The 16,296-nt window shown below is 56.8% G+C and carries 11 protein-coding genes; 8 read left to right on the top strand and 3 right to left on the bottom strand.

Annotation, left to right across the window (positions count from 1 at the left end; all coding sequences use genetic code 11):
* The first annotated feature begins 4 nt into the window (after positions 1-4).
* The 6 genes from nirB to flhE all read left to right on the top strand — a co-directional run bounded on the left by nirB (position 5) and on the right by flhE (position 11,231).
* Positions 5-4,072 (top strand): nitrite reductase large subunit NirB, encoded by a 4,068-nt coding sequence (gene nirB / locus ACCW76_RS08785; RefSeq protein ID WP_436338348.1) that lies wholly within the window; start codon positions 5-7, stop codon positions 4,070-4,072.
* Positions 4,069-6,672: a nitrate reductase gene (locus tag ACCW76_RS08790; RefSeq protein ID WP_436338349.1), complete on the top strand. Its 2,604-nt coding sequence runs from the start codon at positions 4,069-4,071 to the stop codon at positions 6,670-6,672. Before nirB ends, ACCW76_RS08790 begins: the two co-directional genes overlap by 4 nt.
* A gap of 11 nt (positions 6,673-6,683) precedes the next feature.
* The gene (cobA, locus tag ACCW76_RS08795) at positions 6,684-7,505 is read left to right on the top strand and encodes a uroporphyrinogen-III C-methyltransferase (RefSeq protein ID WP_436338350.1); all 822 of its coding nucleotides are present in this window, start codon (positions 6,684-6,686) and stop codon (positions 7,503-7,505) included.
* Positions 7,506-7,592: 87 nt separating this feature from the next.
* Positions 7,593-8,744 (top strand): flagellar biosynthesis protein FlhB, encoded by a 1,152-nt coding sequence (gene flhB / locus ACCW76_RS08800; RefSeq protein ID WP_034828621.1) that lies wholly within the window; start codon positions 7,593-7,595, stop codon positions 8,742-8,744.
* Positions 8,737-10,824, top strand: a complete 2,088-nt coding sequence (gene flhA, locus ACCW76_RS08805; RefSeq protein WP_045816039.1) for a flagellar biosynthesis protein FlhA — start codon at positions 8,737-8,739, stop codon at positions 10,822-10,824. Before flhB ends, flhA begins: the two co-directional genes overlap by 8 nt.
* 2 nt (positions 10,825-10,826) lie before the next feature.
* Entirely contained in the window at positions 10,827-11,231 is a 405-nt protein-coding gene (flhE, locus tag ACCW76_RS08810) for a flagellar protein FlhE (protein ID WP_045816040.1), read from the top strand.
* 35 nt (positions 11,232-11,266) lie between these two features.
* Here flhE and argS read toward each other — a convergent pair whose 3' ends face one another.
* Both argS and ACCW76_RS08820 read right to left on the bottom strand, forming a co-directional pair.
* Positions 11,267-12,997: an arginine--tRNA ligase gene (argS, locus tag ACCW76_RS08815; RefSeq protein WP_436338351.1), complete on the bottom strand. Its 1,731-nt coding sequence runs from the start codon at positions 12,995-12,997 to the stop codon at positions 11,267-11,269.
* Between the two features lie 168 nt (positions 12,998-13,165).
* Positions 13,166-13,288 carry a hypothetical protein gene (locus ACCW76_RS08820; RefSeq protein WP_007889544.1) on the bottom strand — a complete coding sequence of 41 codons (123 nt, stop codon included), beginning with the start codon at positions 13,286-13,288 and terminating at the stop codon, positions 13,166-13,168.
* A 319-nt stretch (positions 13,289-13,607) separates the two neighbouring features.
* Between ACCW76_RS08820 and ACCW76_RS08825 the strand changes: the two genes are divergently transcribed.
* On the top strand, positions 13,608-14,162 hold the full coding sequence (locus tag ACCW76_RS08825) for a VOC family protein (protein WP_045832924.1): 555 nt from the start codon (positions 13,608-13,610) through the stop codon (positions 14,160-14,162).
* On the opposite strand, the gene ACCW76_RS08830 is transcribed toward ACCW76_RS08825, so the two are convergent.
* Positions 14,159-15,298 (bottom strand): MalY/PatB family protein, encoded by a 1,140-nt coding sequence (locus ACCW76_RS08830; RefSeq protein WP_436338352.1) that lies wholly within the window; start codon positions 15,296-15,298, stop codon positions 14,159-14,161. The genes ACCW76_RS08825 and ACCW76_RS08830 overlap by 4 nt on opposite strands.
* Positions 15,299-15,383: 85 nt before the next feature.
* Here ACCW76_RS08830 and cutC point away from each other — a divergent pair, with 85 nt between their 5' ends.
* Entirely contained in the window at positions 15,384-16,136 is a 753-nt protein-coding gene (gene cutC / locus ACCW76_RS08835; protein WP_038646489.1) for a copper homeostasis protein CutC, read from the top strand.
* The last annotated feature ends 160 nt before the right edge of the window (positions 16,137-16,296 follow it).

A 16,296-nucleotide genomic window follows, 5' to 3' on the forward strand; every position in this document is an offset into this window, starting at 1 on the left:
GGCGATGTTACAGCAGCTGGTGGTGATTGGTAACGGGATGGCGGCGATGCGCATGGTGGAAACCTTGTTGCAACGGGCGCCAGGCTGCTATGCCATCACGGTGATTGGCCGTGAAGCACAGGGTAATTACAACCGTGTGCTGCTGTCACCGGTGCTGTCTGGGGAAAAAGACTTCGCTGACACGCTGATCCACACGCCGGAATGGTATGTCGCACACGACGTGCAACTGCTGATGGGTGAAGAAGCGCTGCAGGTGGATCTCATTGCACGGACGGTGTTTACCGACCAACGCACGCTGCACTGGGACAAGCTGGTGTTCGCCTGTGGTTCACAACCCCGAATGCCGGATCTGCCGGGTGTTGAGCGCCCGCAGGTGTTGGGATTTCGCACCTTGCGCGATGTCGACACCATGCTGGCGCAGGATGGACCTGTGGTGGTGCTGGGTGGCGGATTGATTGGCGTGGAAGCCGCAGCGGCGCTGCGCCTGCGCGGGCGCGACGTCACGCTGCTGCATCACCGTCTATGGCTGCTAGATCGCCAACTGGATCAACAGGCAGGCGTGCTGTTGACCCAGCATCTCACCCAACGCGGGATCCACTGCCGCCTTGGCGTGTCGCTGCAATCGATCCATCGCGATCACGTTACGCTCACCGATGGCACGTCACTGCCTGCTCAGCAGGTGGTGATGGCGATTGGCGTCGTGCCTGAAATCGCACTGGCACAGCAGGCTGGCGTAGCGTGCCAGCGTGGGATTCTGGTCAACCGCCAGCTGCAAACCTCGGTCGCTAACGTCTATGCACTGGGCGAATGCTGTGAAATCGACGGTGAAACTTTTGGTCTGGTGGCACCTTGCCTCGCTCAGGCTGAGGTGCTGGCGGCACAGCTGGCCGGCGAGCCAGTGGCGGATTTTTACCATCAGGAGAGCGGGACGCGGCTCAAAGTCACTGGCATTGAGATGTTCAGTGCGGGCGACATCCGCGAAGGTGAATCCATCATCAGTTTTGATCCTTTCGACGGCCACTATCGCCGTCTGTTCTTACGCGATGGCGCACTGCGCGGCGTTCTGCTGTTTGGTGACAGTCAGGGCGCCAGCATGCTGCTAACCCAATTACAACAGGCGGAACACGTAGGTATTCACGCGCTGTTCGGTCTGGATAATCCCTTAACGCAGCCTGGTGCTGCAGGAAGCAATGTGATGAGCAAACCTCTTCTCGCCGTGGTGGGCCACGGCATGGTCAGCCACCATTTTCTTGAGCAGCTGGTGAGTCGCGAACTGCATCACCACTACCATGTCGTGGTGTATGGCGACGAACCTCAAATGGCGTATGACCGTGTGCACCTGACGGAATACTTCACCGGAAAAAGCGCCGACGATCTGTCACTGGTCAGCGAGAACTTCTTCGCGCAACACGGAATAGAACTGCGCACGGGGTGCGAAGTGCTGGCGATTGATACCGACAAGCGCAGTCTGCGTGATGCCAGCGGAGCAGAACTGGCGTGGGACAAACTGGTGCTGGCCACGGGTTCCGTACCCTTTGTGCCACCGGTGCCGGGACGAGAGAGTCCACGCTGTTTTGTTTATCGCACGTTGGCCGATCTGGATGCCATCGCGGCCTGCGCCAACCAGGCCACGCGCGGTGTGGTGATCGGCGGTGGTTTACTCGGGCTGGAAGCGGCTAACGCGCTCAAGCAACTGGGACTGGAAACCCACGTGGTGGAGTTCGCTCCGCGTCTGATGGCGGTGCAGCTGGATGACGGTGGCGCGCAGATGCTGCGCGGCAAAATTAGCGCACTGGGCGTGCAGATCCACACCAGCAAACAGACCGAAGCGATTGAAAGCCAGCCGGACGGCAGCGTGCAGCTGCGCTTTGCCGATGGCAGTGTGTTAGAAACCGATCTGATTGTGTTCTCAGCGGGTATCCGACCCCGTGATGCACTGGCACGGGCGGCGGGTATTCAGCTCGGCGAACGGGGCGGCATTGCCATTAATGACGGCTGTGAAACCAGCGTCGCAGGCGTCTATGCGATAGGCGAGTGTGCGCTGTGGCAAGGACAGATTTTTGGGCTGGTCGCGCCGGGCTATCAGATGGCGCGGGTGCTGGCAGCACAGCTGGCGCAGGAGGAGCTGGCGTTCAACGGCGCGGACATGAGCACCAAACTCAAACTGCTTGGTGTAGAAGTGGCATCGTTCGGTGATGCGCATGGCCGAACTGCAGACAGCCAGAGCTATCACTGGACCGACAATCCCAAAGGTATCTACAAAAAGCTGGTGGTGTGCAAAGACAGCAAAACATTGCTCGGCGGGGTACTGGTCGGTGACAGCGGTGATTACAGCAACCTGTTACAGATGATGCTCAACAAGATGCCACTGCCGAGTGAACCAGAAAGCCTGATTCTGCCGCAGCTGGCAGGCGCGCCCTCTAGAGCACTGGGCGTGGCCGCGTTACCGGAAACCGCACAAATCTGCTCCTGTCATAACGTCAGCAAAGGCGATATTTGTGCAGCGGTGCAGGGTGGTTACGGCGATATGGCCGCGATCAAAAGCTGCACCAAAGCCGCTACCGGCTGTGGCGGCTGCAGCGCACTGGTGAAACAGGTTATGGAACTGGAGCTGGCGAATCAGGGCGTGGTGGTCAAAAAGGATATCTGCGAGCACTTTGCCTACTCAAGGCAGGAGTTGTATCACCTGATTCGCGTCGGCAAAATCACCACCTTTGATCATCTGATTCAGCAACATGGTCGTGGCCATGGCTGTGAAGTGTGCAAGCCGCTGGTAGGCTCGCTGCTGGCTTCGTGCTGGAACGAGTATCTGCTTAAGCCGCAGCATTTGCCGTTGCAGGACACCAATGACCGCTACTTTGCCAACATCCAGAAAGATGGCACTTACTCGGTGGTACCACGTGTGCCTGCCGGGGAAATTACACCCAAGGGGCTGATTGCGATTGGTGAAGTGGCGGCACGCTACGATCTCTATACCAAGATTACTGGCGGACAGCGCATCGATCTGTTTGGTGCGCGACTCGAACAGTTGCCGGACATTTGGGAAACCCTTATTGCCGCGGGCTTTGAAACCGGCCATGCCTATGGCAAATCATTGCGCACCGTGAAGTCCTGTGTGGGGTCGACCTGGTGCCGTTATGGCGTACAGGACTCCACCGCGTTCGCTATCGCGCTGGAGAACCGCTACAAAGGGCTGCGTGCCCCGCACAAGATTAAAATGGCGGTGTCGGGCTGCACGCGTGAGTGTGCGGAGGCACAGAGCAAGGACATTGGGGTGATCGCCACTGACAAAGGCTGGAACCTTTATGTCTGTGGTAATGGCGGCATGAAACCGCGCCATGCCGATCTGTTCGCCAGCGACCTGGACGATGCGACACTGCTACGTTATGTCGACCGCATTCTGATGTTTTATGTGCGCACCGCCGACCGTTTACAGCGCACCAGCGTGTGGATGGACAACATGGAGGGTGGACTCGATTACCTGCGCAGCGTCATTATCGAGGATGCCCTCGGCATTGGCGACATGCTGGAGCAGGAGATGCAACTGGTGGTGGATCGCTACCAGTGCGAATGGCAGAGCACGCTACAGGATCCCTCCCGTCGCGCACTGTTTCATACCACGATCAACAGTCAACAAATGGATGAGACCCTCAACTATGTGCGTGTGCGCGAACAACGGCAACCTGCCGCCATGGACATCATTCCGGTCACCAATGTACCTGCTGAACCCTGGAGTGAAATCTGCGATGTGACCGCCATTCCTGAGGCTGCGGGCATGGGCGCACGACTGGGAAGCCAACGCGTGGCGCTGTTCCGTTTTGGCGAAGCCTTTTACGCCCTGGAGGATATCGAACCGGGCACGCAAGCCAGCGTGCTGTCTCGCGGCATTCTGGGTGATGTTGCGGGTGAGCCGGTGGTGATCTCCCCGCTGTACAAGCAGCGCATACGTTTACGTGATGGGCAAAGTTTAGATAACGCCGAGCATCAACTACGCTGCTGGCCAGTGCGCGTGGAGGGCAGCAAAGTGTGGCTGGGCCATCAACCCATTCTTGCGCTCGCGGCGGCATCATGAAAACCACCTGCCCATACTGTGGCGTCGGCTGTGGCGTGGAGGTTAAGGCGGCGGATCAGCTGGTAAGCGGTGATCTGCAGCATCCGGCGAACTTTGGTCGCCTGTGTGTCAAAGGATCTGCGTTGGGTGAAACGCTGTCTCATGAGGGGCGTTTGCTTTGGCCGCAGATCCATGGCGAACGCGTCAGCATGGATCAAGCGCTGGATCATGTCGCACAGGGCTTGCGCGATATTATTGACAAACATGGCCCGCAGGCCGTGGCGTTTTACGGTTCCGGCCAACTGCTTACTGAGGATTACTATACCGCCAACAAGCTGATGAAGGGCTTTATCGGCGCCGCCAATATCGATACCAACTCACGGTTATGTATGGCATCGGCGGTGGTGGGCTACAAACGTGCATTCGGTGCCGATGCCGTGTCCTGCTGTTATGAAGACATCGAGCAGGCGGATATGGTGGTGCTGGTGGGTTCAAACGCGGCGTGGGCGCATCCGGTGGCGTGGCAGCGCCTGGTGCAGGCGAAAACCGAGCGCCCCGAGATGCAGTTGGTGGTGATTGATCCACGCCGCACCGCCAGCTGTGATATCGCCGATCTGCATCTGGCCCTCCAGCCGGGATCGGACAGTGCGCTCTTCGCCGGGCTGCTTAACTGGCTTAACGAGAATGAGGCGGTGGATGAAACGATGCTGCCGCATCTGGCGAACGTCGAAACCACGCTGGAGGCCTGCAAAGCGTGGGATCTGGCCACGGTGGCCGTCGCCTGTCAACTCAGTGAGCACGCTATTCTCAGCTTCTGGCAGCGGTTTGCTGCACAACCACGGGTACTCACGCTGTGGTGTATGGGCATTAATCAGTCACAAACCGGCAGTGACAATAACAATGCGATTATCAATGCGCATCTGCTGAGTGGAAAAATCGGCTATGCAGGCGCGGGTCCCTTTTCATTAACCGGACAGCCGAATGCCATGGGCGGGCGTGAGGTCGGTGGCTTAGCGAATCAGTTGGCGGCGCACATGGGGTTCAGCGCAGAGGAAGTGGATCGCGTCAGTCGCTTCTGGAACAGCCCTCATGTGGCGCGTCAGCCCGGTTTAACCGCGGTTAATCTGTTCAATGCGATTGATCGTGGCGAAGTCAAAGCGGTGTGGATCATGGGCACCAATCCGGCGGTGTCGATGCCGGAAGGCAATCGTGTCGCTCAGGCATTGGCCCGGTGCGAATTGGTGGTGGTATCGGAAGTGAGCGCGCGCAGTGATACCGCTGATTTAGCTGACGTATTGCTGCCCGCGCAAGGGTGGGGCGAAAAGAACGGCACGGTGACCAATTCTGAACGCCGTATCTCACGTCAGCGCAGTTTTATCGCCCCAGCCGGCGAAGCGAAACCTGACTGGTGGTTACTGGCGCAAGTCGCTCAGCGTCTGGGATATACCGAAGCCTTTGCCTGGCAGCACCCCAGCGAAATTTTCGCCGAGCATGCCGCACTGTCTGGCTTCGAAAACCATGGCCGCCGCGCCTTCGATATCAGCGCACTGGCACATATTACGCGAGAACAATATGACCAGCTCGCACCCGTACAGTGGCCGCTGAATGACCGCGCGCCGACGGGCACCGCACGGCTGTTTGCCGATCGTCGTTTCTTTCACGCGGATGGCAAAGCACGTTTGCTGCCGCCCGCCATTCCGGTTAAGACGCTGACCAGCGCGTATTATCCCTTATTGATGAACACCGGGCGCATTCGTGATCAGTGGCACACCATGACGCGCACCGGCAACGTGCCGCGCCTGATGCAGCATTACGATGAGCCTTTTGTCACGCTGCATCCGCATGATGCTGCGGCGCACGGCTTGAGCCAGGGCGACCTGACACGCGTACAGTCTGCGCTCGGCTGGTGGAGCGGCCGCGTAGTGATCGACAGCGGGTTAGTGCGTGGTCAGCTGTTTATCCCGATGCACTGGACACGTCAGTTTAGTGCACAGGCAAATGTAGACGGCTTAGTGGCGGCTCACTGCTGTCCTGACTCTGGGCAACCTGCGTTGAAGCAGACCGCCGTGCGTTTGCAACCGCTGCGTCCGGCATGGCAGGGATGGCTGTTCCTGCCTGAGGTGATAACGCCGCAGCCAGTGCTGTATTGGTCGCGTGCGCCGCAGCAGGGGGCACAGCGTTATGTGCTGGCGGGCGAGGCGCAGGCAGCGGATTGGTTAATGCAGCTCCCCGCGATGCAGGAACTGCAGTGGCAACAGGCGCGGGCGGGACAGCAGCTGCACATGCTGGGCTGGCGCAACGGTCGATTAATGTGTGCGTTTTATGCAGCTCCCTGGCTGCCAGAGATCGATCATGGCTTTGTGGCGCGAGCCTTTACGGAAACACCCTCTTCTCCACAGCAGCGCCATGTGCTATTGGGCGGACGTCCCGCATTGGGTGAAAGCCAGGGGCGGACGATTTGCAGTTGTTTCGGCGTGGGTGAAGTGGCAATCCGTCGGGCGATTGAGCAGGGCTGCGATTCTCCAGCGGCACTCGGTGCAGCGCTGAAGTGCGGCACCAACTGTGGCTCCTGTATTCCGGAGCTAAAAACCTTACTGGCAACCCTGCGCGTGGCGCAGTAGCGGAGAGCATCATGACTCAGGCCATTGGGCGTCTCGATAAACTGTTCAACCCCCAGAATGGAGAGGCGACGCCAGGGGGTGTCTGGCTGGTGGGGGCCGGGCCGGGCGATGTCGAACTGCTGACGGTAAAAGCGTTGCGTTTGATCAAAAGCGCGGACGTGGTGGTGTATGACCGCCTGGTGAGTGACGCGATCATGGCAGAAGTCCCGTCCGGTACGCTGGCGATTGATGTCGGTAAAAAGCCCGGTAGCCATGGCCTGAAGCAGGCGCAGATTAATCAGCTGCTGGCGGATCTGGCGGCCAGTGGTCGATTGGTGGTGCGTTTGAAGGGCGGCGATCCCTTTATTTTCGGCCGCGGCGGGGAAGAGATGCTGTTTCTGCAGCAGGCGGGCATTGCCTGCCATGTTGTGCCCGGTATCACCGCAGCGGCAGGTTGTGCGGCGGCAAGTGGCATCCCGTTGACGCATCGTGACTGTGCGCAGTCTTTGCGGTTAATCACCGGACATGGCAAAAGCGGCGAGCCGCAGCTTGGCGACGCCAGCCTGGCCGCCCCCAATCAGACGCTGGTGTTCTATATGGGGCTGAAATGGAGCGAGAGTATCAGCGCCCAGTTACAAGCCCATGGACGCGCTGCCACTACGCCAGTGGCGATCATTGAAAATGGTACACGGCCTGACCAGCGCGTGATGGTGACGACGCTGTCGGACCTGAGCGCCACTATTGCGCGTGAGCAGGCGCAATCCCCCGCATTGTTGCTGGTGGGAGAGGTGGTGCGCTTTTATCGCCAGCACCATACTGCTGATCTCAGCGCAATTTCACTTATGGCTAAATAAACTCGTATTTTCCCCCCTTAATCCACGCTTTAGCCTTGGCGGGTTTTGGCATCCTATGCTCAGAATTCCTGCCAGCTGAGGTATGTCGTGGCTGAAGAGAGCGACGAGGACAAAACAGAATCGCCCACGGCGCACCGACTAGAGAAGGCGCGAGAAGAGGGGCAGATTCCGCGATCGCGCGAGCTGACATCGGTACTGATGCTGCTGGCGGGCTTGCTGATCCTGTGGCTCGGCGGCGAACTGATGGCTGAACAACTGGCCAGCATGTTGGCCACTGGCTTTCGTTTCGATCATGCCATGGTGACCGATGACAAAATGATCATCGCCCACATCAGCAACCTGATCGGCCAGGCAGTGATGGCGCTGCTGCCATTGATGGCAGGTCTGGTGATCGTGGCGATTGCTGCACCGATGCTGCTGGGTGGGATCAATATCAGCGGTAAATCAATCAAGCTGGATTTCAACAAGCTGAACCCGTTGAGTGGTCTTAAACGCATGGTTTCCTCCCAGACCTGGGCGGAACTGCTAAAAGCCATTTTGAAGGCGGTGCTGGTGGGGCTGGTGGGTGGCTGGTACATCTGGTCACACTGGCAGGAGATGCTGCGGTTAATCAGTGAATCCCCTATCAACGCGCTTCATCACGGTTTAACCATGATTGCTATTAGCTGTGCGTTGATCATGCTGGGCCTGGTACCCATGGTCGGTTTTGACGTTTTCTGGCAGCTCTACAGCCATTTCAAAAAGCTGAAAATGTCCCGCCAGGAAATCCGCGACGAACACAAACAAAACGAAGGTGACCCGCACGTCAAAGGGCGCATTCGTCAGGCGATGCGTGCGGCGGCCCGTCGTCGCATGATGGCAGATGTACCGAAAGCCGATGTTATCGTCACCAACCCAACGCACTACTCGGTGGCGTTGCAGTATCAGGAAGGCAAGATGAGCGCGCCAAAGGTGATTGCGAAAGGGGCCGGAGATATTGCGCTAAAAATTCGTGAGCTGGCAAAAGAACATCGCATTCCGATTTTAGAAGCACCGCCGCTGGCGCGTGCGCTGTATCGACACACGGAAATTGGTCAGTTCATCCCCGGCGCGCTTTACGGTGCCGTGGCGGAAGTGCTGGCCTGGGTATGGCAACTGCGTCGCTGGAAACGCGAAGGTGGCCTGATCCCAACCAAACCAAAACAGCTGCCGGTTCCGGCAGACATGGACTTTGCAGGAGAGAACAGAAACGATGGCTAATCTGGCCGAAAAGCTGCGTTTACCGGGCAACTTTAAAGACACGCAGTGGAAGGTGCTGGCTGGACCGATACTGATCATGTTGATCCTGTCGATGATGGTGCTGCCGTTACCTGCCTTCATTCTCGACCTGCTGTTCACCTTCAATATTGCCCTATCGATCATGGTGTTGTTGGTGGCAATGTTTACCCAGCGTACGCTGGAATTCGCTGCATTTCCGACCATTTTGCTGTTCTCAACGTTGCTGCGCCTGGCGCTGAACGTCGCCTCAACCCGTATTATCCTGCTCGAGGGCCATACGGGTGCTGATGCCGCCGGACGCGTGGTTGAAGCTTTCGGCCACTTCCTCGTGGGCGGTAACTTTGCCATCGGTATCGTGGTGTTCATCATCCTCGTTATCATCAACTTTATGGTTATCACCAAAGGTGCCGGACGTATCGCCGAAGTGGGCGCGCGTTTTGTGTTGGATGGGATGCCCGGTAAGCAGATGGCGATCGATGCTGACCTTAACGCCGGTTTAATCGGTGAAGAGGAAGCCAAACGTCGACGTAGCGAAGTGACCCAGGAAGCCGATTTCTACGGCTCAATGGACGGTGCGAGTAAGTTCGTACGTGGTGACGCCATCGCCGGTATTTTAATTATGGTGATTAACGTCATCGGCGGTCTGCTGGTGGGCGTGGTGCAGCACGGCATGGATCTGGGGCACGCAGGTGAAACCTATACACTGCTGACCATCGGTGACGGCTTGGTGGCACAGATCCCGGCGCTGGTCATCTCTACCGCTGCGGGTGTTATCGTGACGCGCGTCAGCACCGATCAGGATGTGGGCGATCAGATGGTCTCCCAGCTGTTCAGCAATCCGCGCGTGTTGATGCTGAGTGGTGGTGTTATCGGTCTGCTTGGCCTGGTGCCGGGTATGCCCAACTTTGTCTTCCTGCTGTTTACCGCCGCGTTGCTCGGTCTGGCCTGGTGGTTGCGCGGTCGGGAGATGAAACCGAAGACTTCCTCGGAACCTACTAGTCTGGTCAAAACGCAGGAGACACCCGCCACGGTGGAAGCTTCCTGGAAAGACGTACAGCTGGAAGATTCGCTGGGTCTCGAAGTGGGTTATCGCCTGATTCCCATGGTTGATCATCTGCAAAACGGTGAGCTGCTGGGCCGCATCCGCAGTATCCGTAAAAAAGTCGCACAGGAGGTGGGCTTCCTGCCGCCGGTGGTGCACATCCGTGACAACATGGAGTTGCCGCCTGCGCGTTACCGCATCCTGATGAAAGGCGTGGAAATTGGCAGCGGTGATGCCTATCCGGGGCGCTGGATGGCGATCAACCCTGGTACCGCAGCCGGCTCTTTGCCGGGTGAACCGACAGTCGATCCTGCCTTCGGTTTAGCGGCAATCTGGATTGATAGTGCGTTGAAAGAGCAGGCGCAGATTCAGGGCTTTACCGTGGTAGAAGCCAGTACCGTGGTGGCAACGCATCTGAACCACCTGATTGGTCAATACGCCAGCGAGCTGTTTGGCCGTCAGGAAGCGCAGCAGCTGCTGGATCGCGTGACCCAGGAGATGCCGAAGCTGACGGAAGATCTGGTGCCCGGCGTCATCACCCTGACCACCCTGCACAAAGTGCTGCAGAACCTGTTGATTGAGCGCGTTTCGATCCGCGATATGCGCACCATCATCGAAACCCTGGCGGAACATGCGCCGGTCCAGACCGATCCGCAAGAGCTGACCAGCGTGGTGCGTGTGGCGCTGGGTCGTGCGATTACTCAGCAGTGGTTCCCGGGTAACGGTGAAGTGCAGGTGATTGGACTGGATGCCACCTTAGAACGCCTGCTGCTGCAAGCCTTGCAGGGCGGCGGCGGGCTGGAGCCTGGTCTGGCCGATCGTCTGTTAGTGCAGACGCAGGGCGCATTGCAACAGCAAGAGATGACAGGAGCACCGCCGGTGCTGCTGGTGAATCACCCGCTGCGTGCCTTACTGGCGCGATTCCTGCGCCGCAATCTGCCACAGTTGGTGGTGCTGTCAAATATGGAACTGACCGACAATCGCCAGATCCGTATGACTGCCACCATCGGAGGTAAATAACCATGCGTCGTTGGTGCTGGGCATTGATGATGTTACCGATGATGGCGTTGCCGCTCTATGTGGATGCAGCAGGATCCTGGAATGACAGTGCCAGTGGCCCGAGCCTCGGCGTGCGCGGCAACTGGCACACGACGCCGGCTTTAAAAGCACCTTCGCCTGCTGTGGGCACCATCACGGTGGTGAACTGGCGTTACCAGTTGAGCCGTCCAGCCCCTTCGGGGTTGATCGTGCGTTTGTGTGCGACTCAGCGTTGCGTAGAGATTGAGGGCGGCAGTGGTTCAACGCGTAGCCTGGCGAATATTCCGGCTAACGAGACGCTGCATCTGGCGTTCGGTTTTCAGGGGAAGGGCGCGTTACCGCCGGGATTACGAGTGGTGAGCAGTGAAGTGACGGTGAATTACCAATAGCCAATAAAAAACCCGCCGAGGCGGGTTTCTTGTTATTACATACGCTCGACGGTTTTGATACCCAGCGTATCCAGACCTTGTTTCAGCGTTTTAGCGGTCAATGCCGCCAGTTGCAGACGGCTGTTACGCACTTGCTCATCCTCGGCGGAGAGGATTGGGCAGTGCTCGTAGAAGCCAGAGAACAGGCCAGCCAGATCGTACAGGTAAGCACACATCACATGCGGTGTGCCATCACGCGCAACCTGGGTGATCACTTCTTCAAACTGCAACAGACGAGTTGCCAGTTGCGCTTCACGCTCTTCGGTCAGCACGATGTCGCCGCTCAGGCTGTCTGCTTCAATGCCGGCTTTACGGAACACAGAAAGCACGCGCGTGTAGGCATACTGCATGTAAGGCGCAGTGTTGCCTTCAAACGCCAGCATGTTATCCCAGTCGAAGATATAATCGGTGGTGCGGCTTTTCGACAGATCGGCATATTTCACCGCGCCGATACCCACCACTTCCGCCAGATCCTTCAGCTCTTGCGCTGACATTTCCGGGTTTTTCTCGCTGACCAGCGCATGCGCACGTTCAACGGCTTCATCCAGCAGATCGGCCAGCTTAATGGTGCCACCGCTGCGGGTTTTAAATGGACGACCATCTTTGCCCAGCATCATGCCAAACGCATGGTGCTCTAACGGCACAGACGCGGGCACGTATCCGGCTTTACGCACAATGGTCCACGCCTGTTGCAGATGTTGATGCTGGCGCGAATCGATGTAGTAAAGCACGCGGTCGGCATGCAAGGTTTCATAGCGGTATTTGGCGCAGGCGATATCGGTGGTGGTGTAGAGGTAGCCGCCATCCTTTTTCTGGATGATCACGCCCATCGCTTCGCCTTCCTTGTTTTTAAACTCATCAAGGAACACCACGGTTGCGCCTTCGCTGGTCACGGCCAGCCCCTTTTCACGCAGGTCGCTTACGATGCCAGGCAACATATCGTTGTACAGGCTTTCACCCATCACATCTTTACGCGTCAGCGTCACATTCAGGCGGTCATAGACTTCCTGATTCTGGCTCATGGTGATATCAACCAGTTTTTTCCACATTGCACGGCAATATTCGTCGCCGCCTTGCAGTTTCACCACATAACCACGGGCGCGTTCGGCGAAGGCTTCGTCCGCATCATAGGTGACCTTGGCTTCGCGGTAAAACTCTTCCAGGTCCGCCAGCGCGATATCTTCGTGATGCTCATTCTGCTGCTTTTCCAGATAGGCAATCAGCATACCGAACTGGGTGCCCCAATCGCCGACGTGGTTGGCGCGGATCACGTTGTGGCCGAGAAATTCCAGCGTACGTACCGCAGCGTCACCGATGATGGTGGAACGGACGTGACCGACGTGCATCTGCTTGGCGACGTTCGGTGCCGAGTAGTCAATGACAACGGTTTGTGGCTTGAGGCTGCTGACGCCAAGGCGCGGCAATTGCAGAGCCTGCGCGGCCTGGGTAGCCAACCAGTTGCGATCGAGGAAGATATTGATGAAGCCGGGGCCGGCGATTTCGACTTTGCTGGCGATGCCGGCGAGATCCAGATGCTGAATCACCTGTTCAGCCAGCTGGCGCGGAGCCTGACCGAGCTTTTTCGCCACAGCCATGATACCGTTCGCCTGATAATCACCGAACTGCACTTTAGCCGACTGACGAACCTGAGGTTCACAATCCGCTGGCGCACCCGCCGCTACCATTGCCTGACCGACTTTATCGGATAGAAGAGCCTGAATATTCACCGCGTTACCTTCATATGCTGAAAAGGCCCACCAGTGGCGGCGAGCCGATGCCTTCATCCCGCAACAGCGCGGCGGGACGGAAAAATAAGAGGGGAAGTATACGTGAAATGTTAAAGTGCGTCAGCTTTTAGCATGCGCAATGGCGGGTAACAGCAACCCGCGCGCCGATTAACGGCGACGCGGGTGACGACGAGGATTTTTAACGCTTTTGTCTTCACGCACCTTCCAGTGGCGGGAAATTGCAAATCCCATCAATGCAATCAGGACCGCGACAACAATGAGCATAGACATAGAGCCATTCCTTGTAGTTGTGAAACACAAATTTATAAGAAAGGGTATCAAGCTGCAATTGTTTGCAACTGAAATAAGACTTATCTCATTGTATTAATTATCGTTAATATTAACAGTGATTTAAGGTGTTTTCATAAAGTAACTGCTGGACCTGTTTAGGCGAATAATCCTAAAGAGAGGGCCTGTTTATGCGGTTTCAGGTCTTTTCCATGATGAAATCGGAGGAATCCGACGACTTTGTCAAGGGGATTCTGAAGCGCTGCTGTTTTTAAATTGATTAAAATAATTGAACTGATATTGATGTATCTGGAGTGTTGAGATGAATTTTCCTGCGGAACTGAGTGATTTAGAACAAGACCTGGCTCGATTTGAGCACGCCTTGCAGCAATTTGCTGAAAGATTAGGGCTGCGGTTATCCGAACATGAGGCCGATCATCTGGCGGTGCGTTGCCATCAGTTCGCAACGGCGGAGCGCTGGAAGGCGGGATTGCTGCAGATGGGCAGTCAGTTTTCTGAAGCGATGATCAACGGGCGTCCGATCTGCTTGTTCAAATTGCATCAGCCGTTAACGCTCGCTGGATGGCTGGTCGATGTGATTGAGTTACCCTGGCCGGGTGAGAAATTGTATCGCCATGAAGGCTGGGAACATGTGGAAATCGTGTTGCGCGGTGAGCCAGAAACATTGGGCATGCGCGCGATGGCATTGCTCTCCGATCATGCACTGACACAACCCGGCATTTCATTCAAAACCAGCGCGCCAAAAGGTGAGCATGAGCGTTTGCCCAACCCGACACTGGCGGTGACGGACGGGCAAACCACCATCAAGTTTCATCCCTGGCGATTAGAAGAAATTGTCGCCAGTGAACAAGGCTAACGCCGTGCCATGACTGCGCTGTGCAATCGGCTCACCGCTTGCTCCAGTAAAGCGCGCGTGCAGCCGAAGTTAAAGCGCACGAAGTTATCATCCCCAAAATCGCGGCCGGGTGAAAAACCGAGGCCGTGTTTTTCGAAATAGAGAGCGGGACTGGCCACATCCAGCTGGCTGGCATCAATCCAGCCGAGATAGGTCGCTTCGGGCGAATTCATGTGCAGTTCGGGGAGTGCATTCACCTGCGCCACCAGCCAGTCGCGATTCGCTCGCAAGTACTGGATTTGCGCCTCCAGCCATGCATCACCTTCACGCCAGGCTGCTTCTGCTGCCACCAGTGCGAGAATATCGACCCCAGGCACAATACCTTCGCGTACCTGTTTAAACCGTTTGCGTAATTCAGGATTGGGGATAATCGCCATTGATGCGCCCAGACCGGCGATGTTGAAGGTTTTCGACGGCGAGATCAGCGTAATGCTGCGCTGTGCGGCATCATCACTCAATGCCGCGAAAGGCGTGTGGCGGGCATCAGGCGACAAAATCAAATCACAGTGAATTTCATCAGAACAAACGATTAAATCGTGTTGCTGAGCAAACGCCAGTTGCGCCTCCAGTTCCTCGCGACGATACACCGTGCCGCCGGGGTTTTGCGGATTGCACAGCATCAGCAGGCGTTCATTGCCCTGCATCGCAGCCGTATCGAGATCGACGACCCAGCGATCGTGCTGTAAATGTAGCGGCAAATTGATCTGTTCACGCTCGGCGAGTTTTGAGGCAGCGCGGAACGGTGGGTAAATCGGTGTTGGCGCGACTGTGCGTTGCCCAGCCTCGGTAAACGCGCGGACCGAAAGGTTGAGGCCACTGACGACACCAGGCAGCATAACGATCCATTCCGGCTGAATATGCCAGTTGTAGCGCTGCGCCAGGCGGGAAACAGTGATATCAATCAATCCCGTGGGCGTACCGCCATAGCCAAAAACACCGTGATCGGCGCGTTTTTTAATGGCCTCAATAATGCAGGGTGGCGAGCGAAAATCCGTGTCTGCAACCCATAAAGGCAGCACATCACGACCGCCATATTTGTGCCACTTCAAACTATCGCTGTGACGACGGTCTATCCATTGATCAAAATCGAATGCCATAGTGAGGTTTCCACGTAAACTGTCCAATTAAGCAGACTAACTTAAGCCATCCTCTCGAGCCAGAAGTCATGAAAAGGAGCAAGCTATGACGAAACTGGAAATTTGTTGCTACGGCATCGACTGTGCAATGACTGCACAGCAGTCCGGTGCCGATCGCGTGGAACTGTGCAGTGCCCCACGCGAAGGCGGGCTGACGCCGTCAGCTGGCGTGCTGGAAGCCGCACAACGTGAACTGTCCATACCGGTTCACCCGATTGTTCGCCCGCGTGGCGGCGATTTTTGTTACACCGCACAGGAATTTGAGGTGATGAAATCCGACGTGGCGCTGATGCGTGAGCTCGGTTTCCCTGGCGTGGTGATCGGCATGCTAGATGAAGATGCCCATGTTGATATTGTGCGCATGCGGCAGATCATGGCGCTCAGTGATGGCATGGCGGTGACCTTTCACCGCGCTTTTGATTTGTGCCACAGCCCCAAACGTTCGCTGGACGTACTGGCGGATTTAGGCGTTGCGCGTATTTTGACTTCCGGCCAGCAGCAGAGCGCGGAAACGGGAATTGCATTGTTGCGGGAACTAAATGAACTGAGCACGGGTCCAATTATTATGGCCGGTGCCGGAGTCCGTTTGAGCAATTTGCAGAAATTTATTGATAGTGGGCTGCAGGAAGTCCACAGCTCCGCAAGCCGATTAGTTGCTTCTCCGATGCGCTACCGTAAAGCCGGTGTTTCTATGTGCTCCGAAGCAGAAGTCGACGAATTCAGCCGAACTTGTGTCGATGGCGATGTGGTCGAAGCGATGAAAAGTATGCTGGAAATGACCGCGGTTCGTGTCGCCTGAGTTCGCACCCGTTTTGCCGCGCAGCACGCCAAAACTCTGACGTGATGTTTGCAAGTACCAAACCCCAGCGCATTTGCTGGGGTTCTTTTTATCTGCTGTATAGCCGTTGATAGCGCATTGTTAAAAAAGATGCTTTGATTACTCTATGGCTTAGCGCGGA

This window comes from Pantoea sp. C8B4 (assembly GCF_051336905.1).
Lineage (GTDB): Bacteria > Pseudomonadota > Gammaproteobacteria > Enterobacterales > Enterobacteriaceae > Pantoea > Pantoea rwandensis_B.

Excerpts from the sequence above, each read along its gene's own strand:
- nirB (WP_436338348.1), top strand. The coding sequence starts at position 5 with ATGTTACAGCAGCTGGTGGTGATTGGTAACGGGATGGCGGCGATGCGC.
- ACCW76_RS08790 (WP_436338349.1), top strand. The coding sequence starts at position 4,069 with ATGAAAACCACCTGCCCATACTGTGGCGTCGGCTGTGGCGTGGAGGTT.
- cobA (WP_436338350.1), top strand. The coding sequence starts at position 6,684 with ATGACTCAGGCCATTGGGCGTCTCGATAAACTGTTCAACCCCCAGAAT.
- flhA (WP_045816039.1), top strand. The coding sequence starts at position 8,737 with ATGGCTAATCTGGCCGAAAAGCTGCGTTTACCGGGCAACTTTAAAGAC.
- flhE (WP_045816040.1), top strand. The coding sequence starts at position 10,827 with ATGCGTCGTTGGTGCTGGGCATTGATGATGTTACCGATGATGGCGTTG.
- ACCW76_RS08820 (WP_007889544.1), bottom strand. The coding sequence starts at position 13,288 with ATGTCTATGCTCATTGTTGTCGCGGTCCTGATTGCATTGATGGGATTT.
- ACCW76_RS08825 (WP_045832924.1), top strand. The coding sequence starts at position 13,608 with ATGAATTTTCCTGCGGAACTGAGTGATTTAGAACAAGACCTGGCTCGA.
- ACCW76_RS08830 (WP_436338352.1), bottom strand. The coding sequence starts at position 15,298 with ATGGCATTCGATTTTGATCAATGGATAGACCGTCGTCACAGCGATAGT.
- cutC (WP_038646489.1), top strand. The coding sequence starts at position 15,384 with ATGACGAAACTGGAAATTTGTTGCTACGGCATCGACTGTGCAATGACT.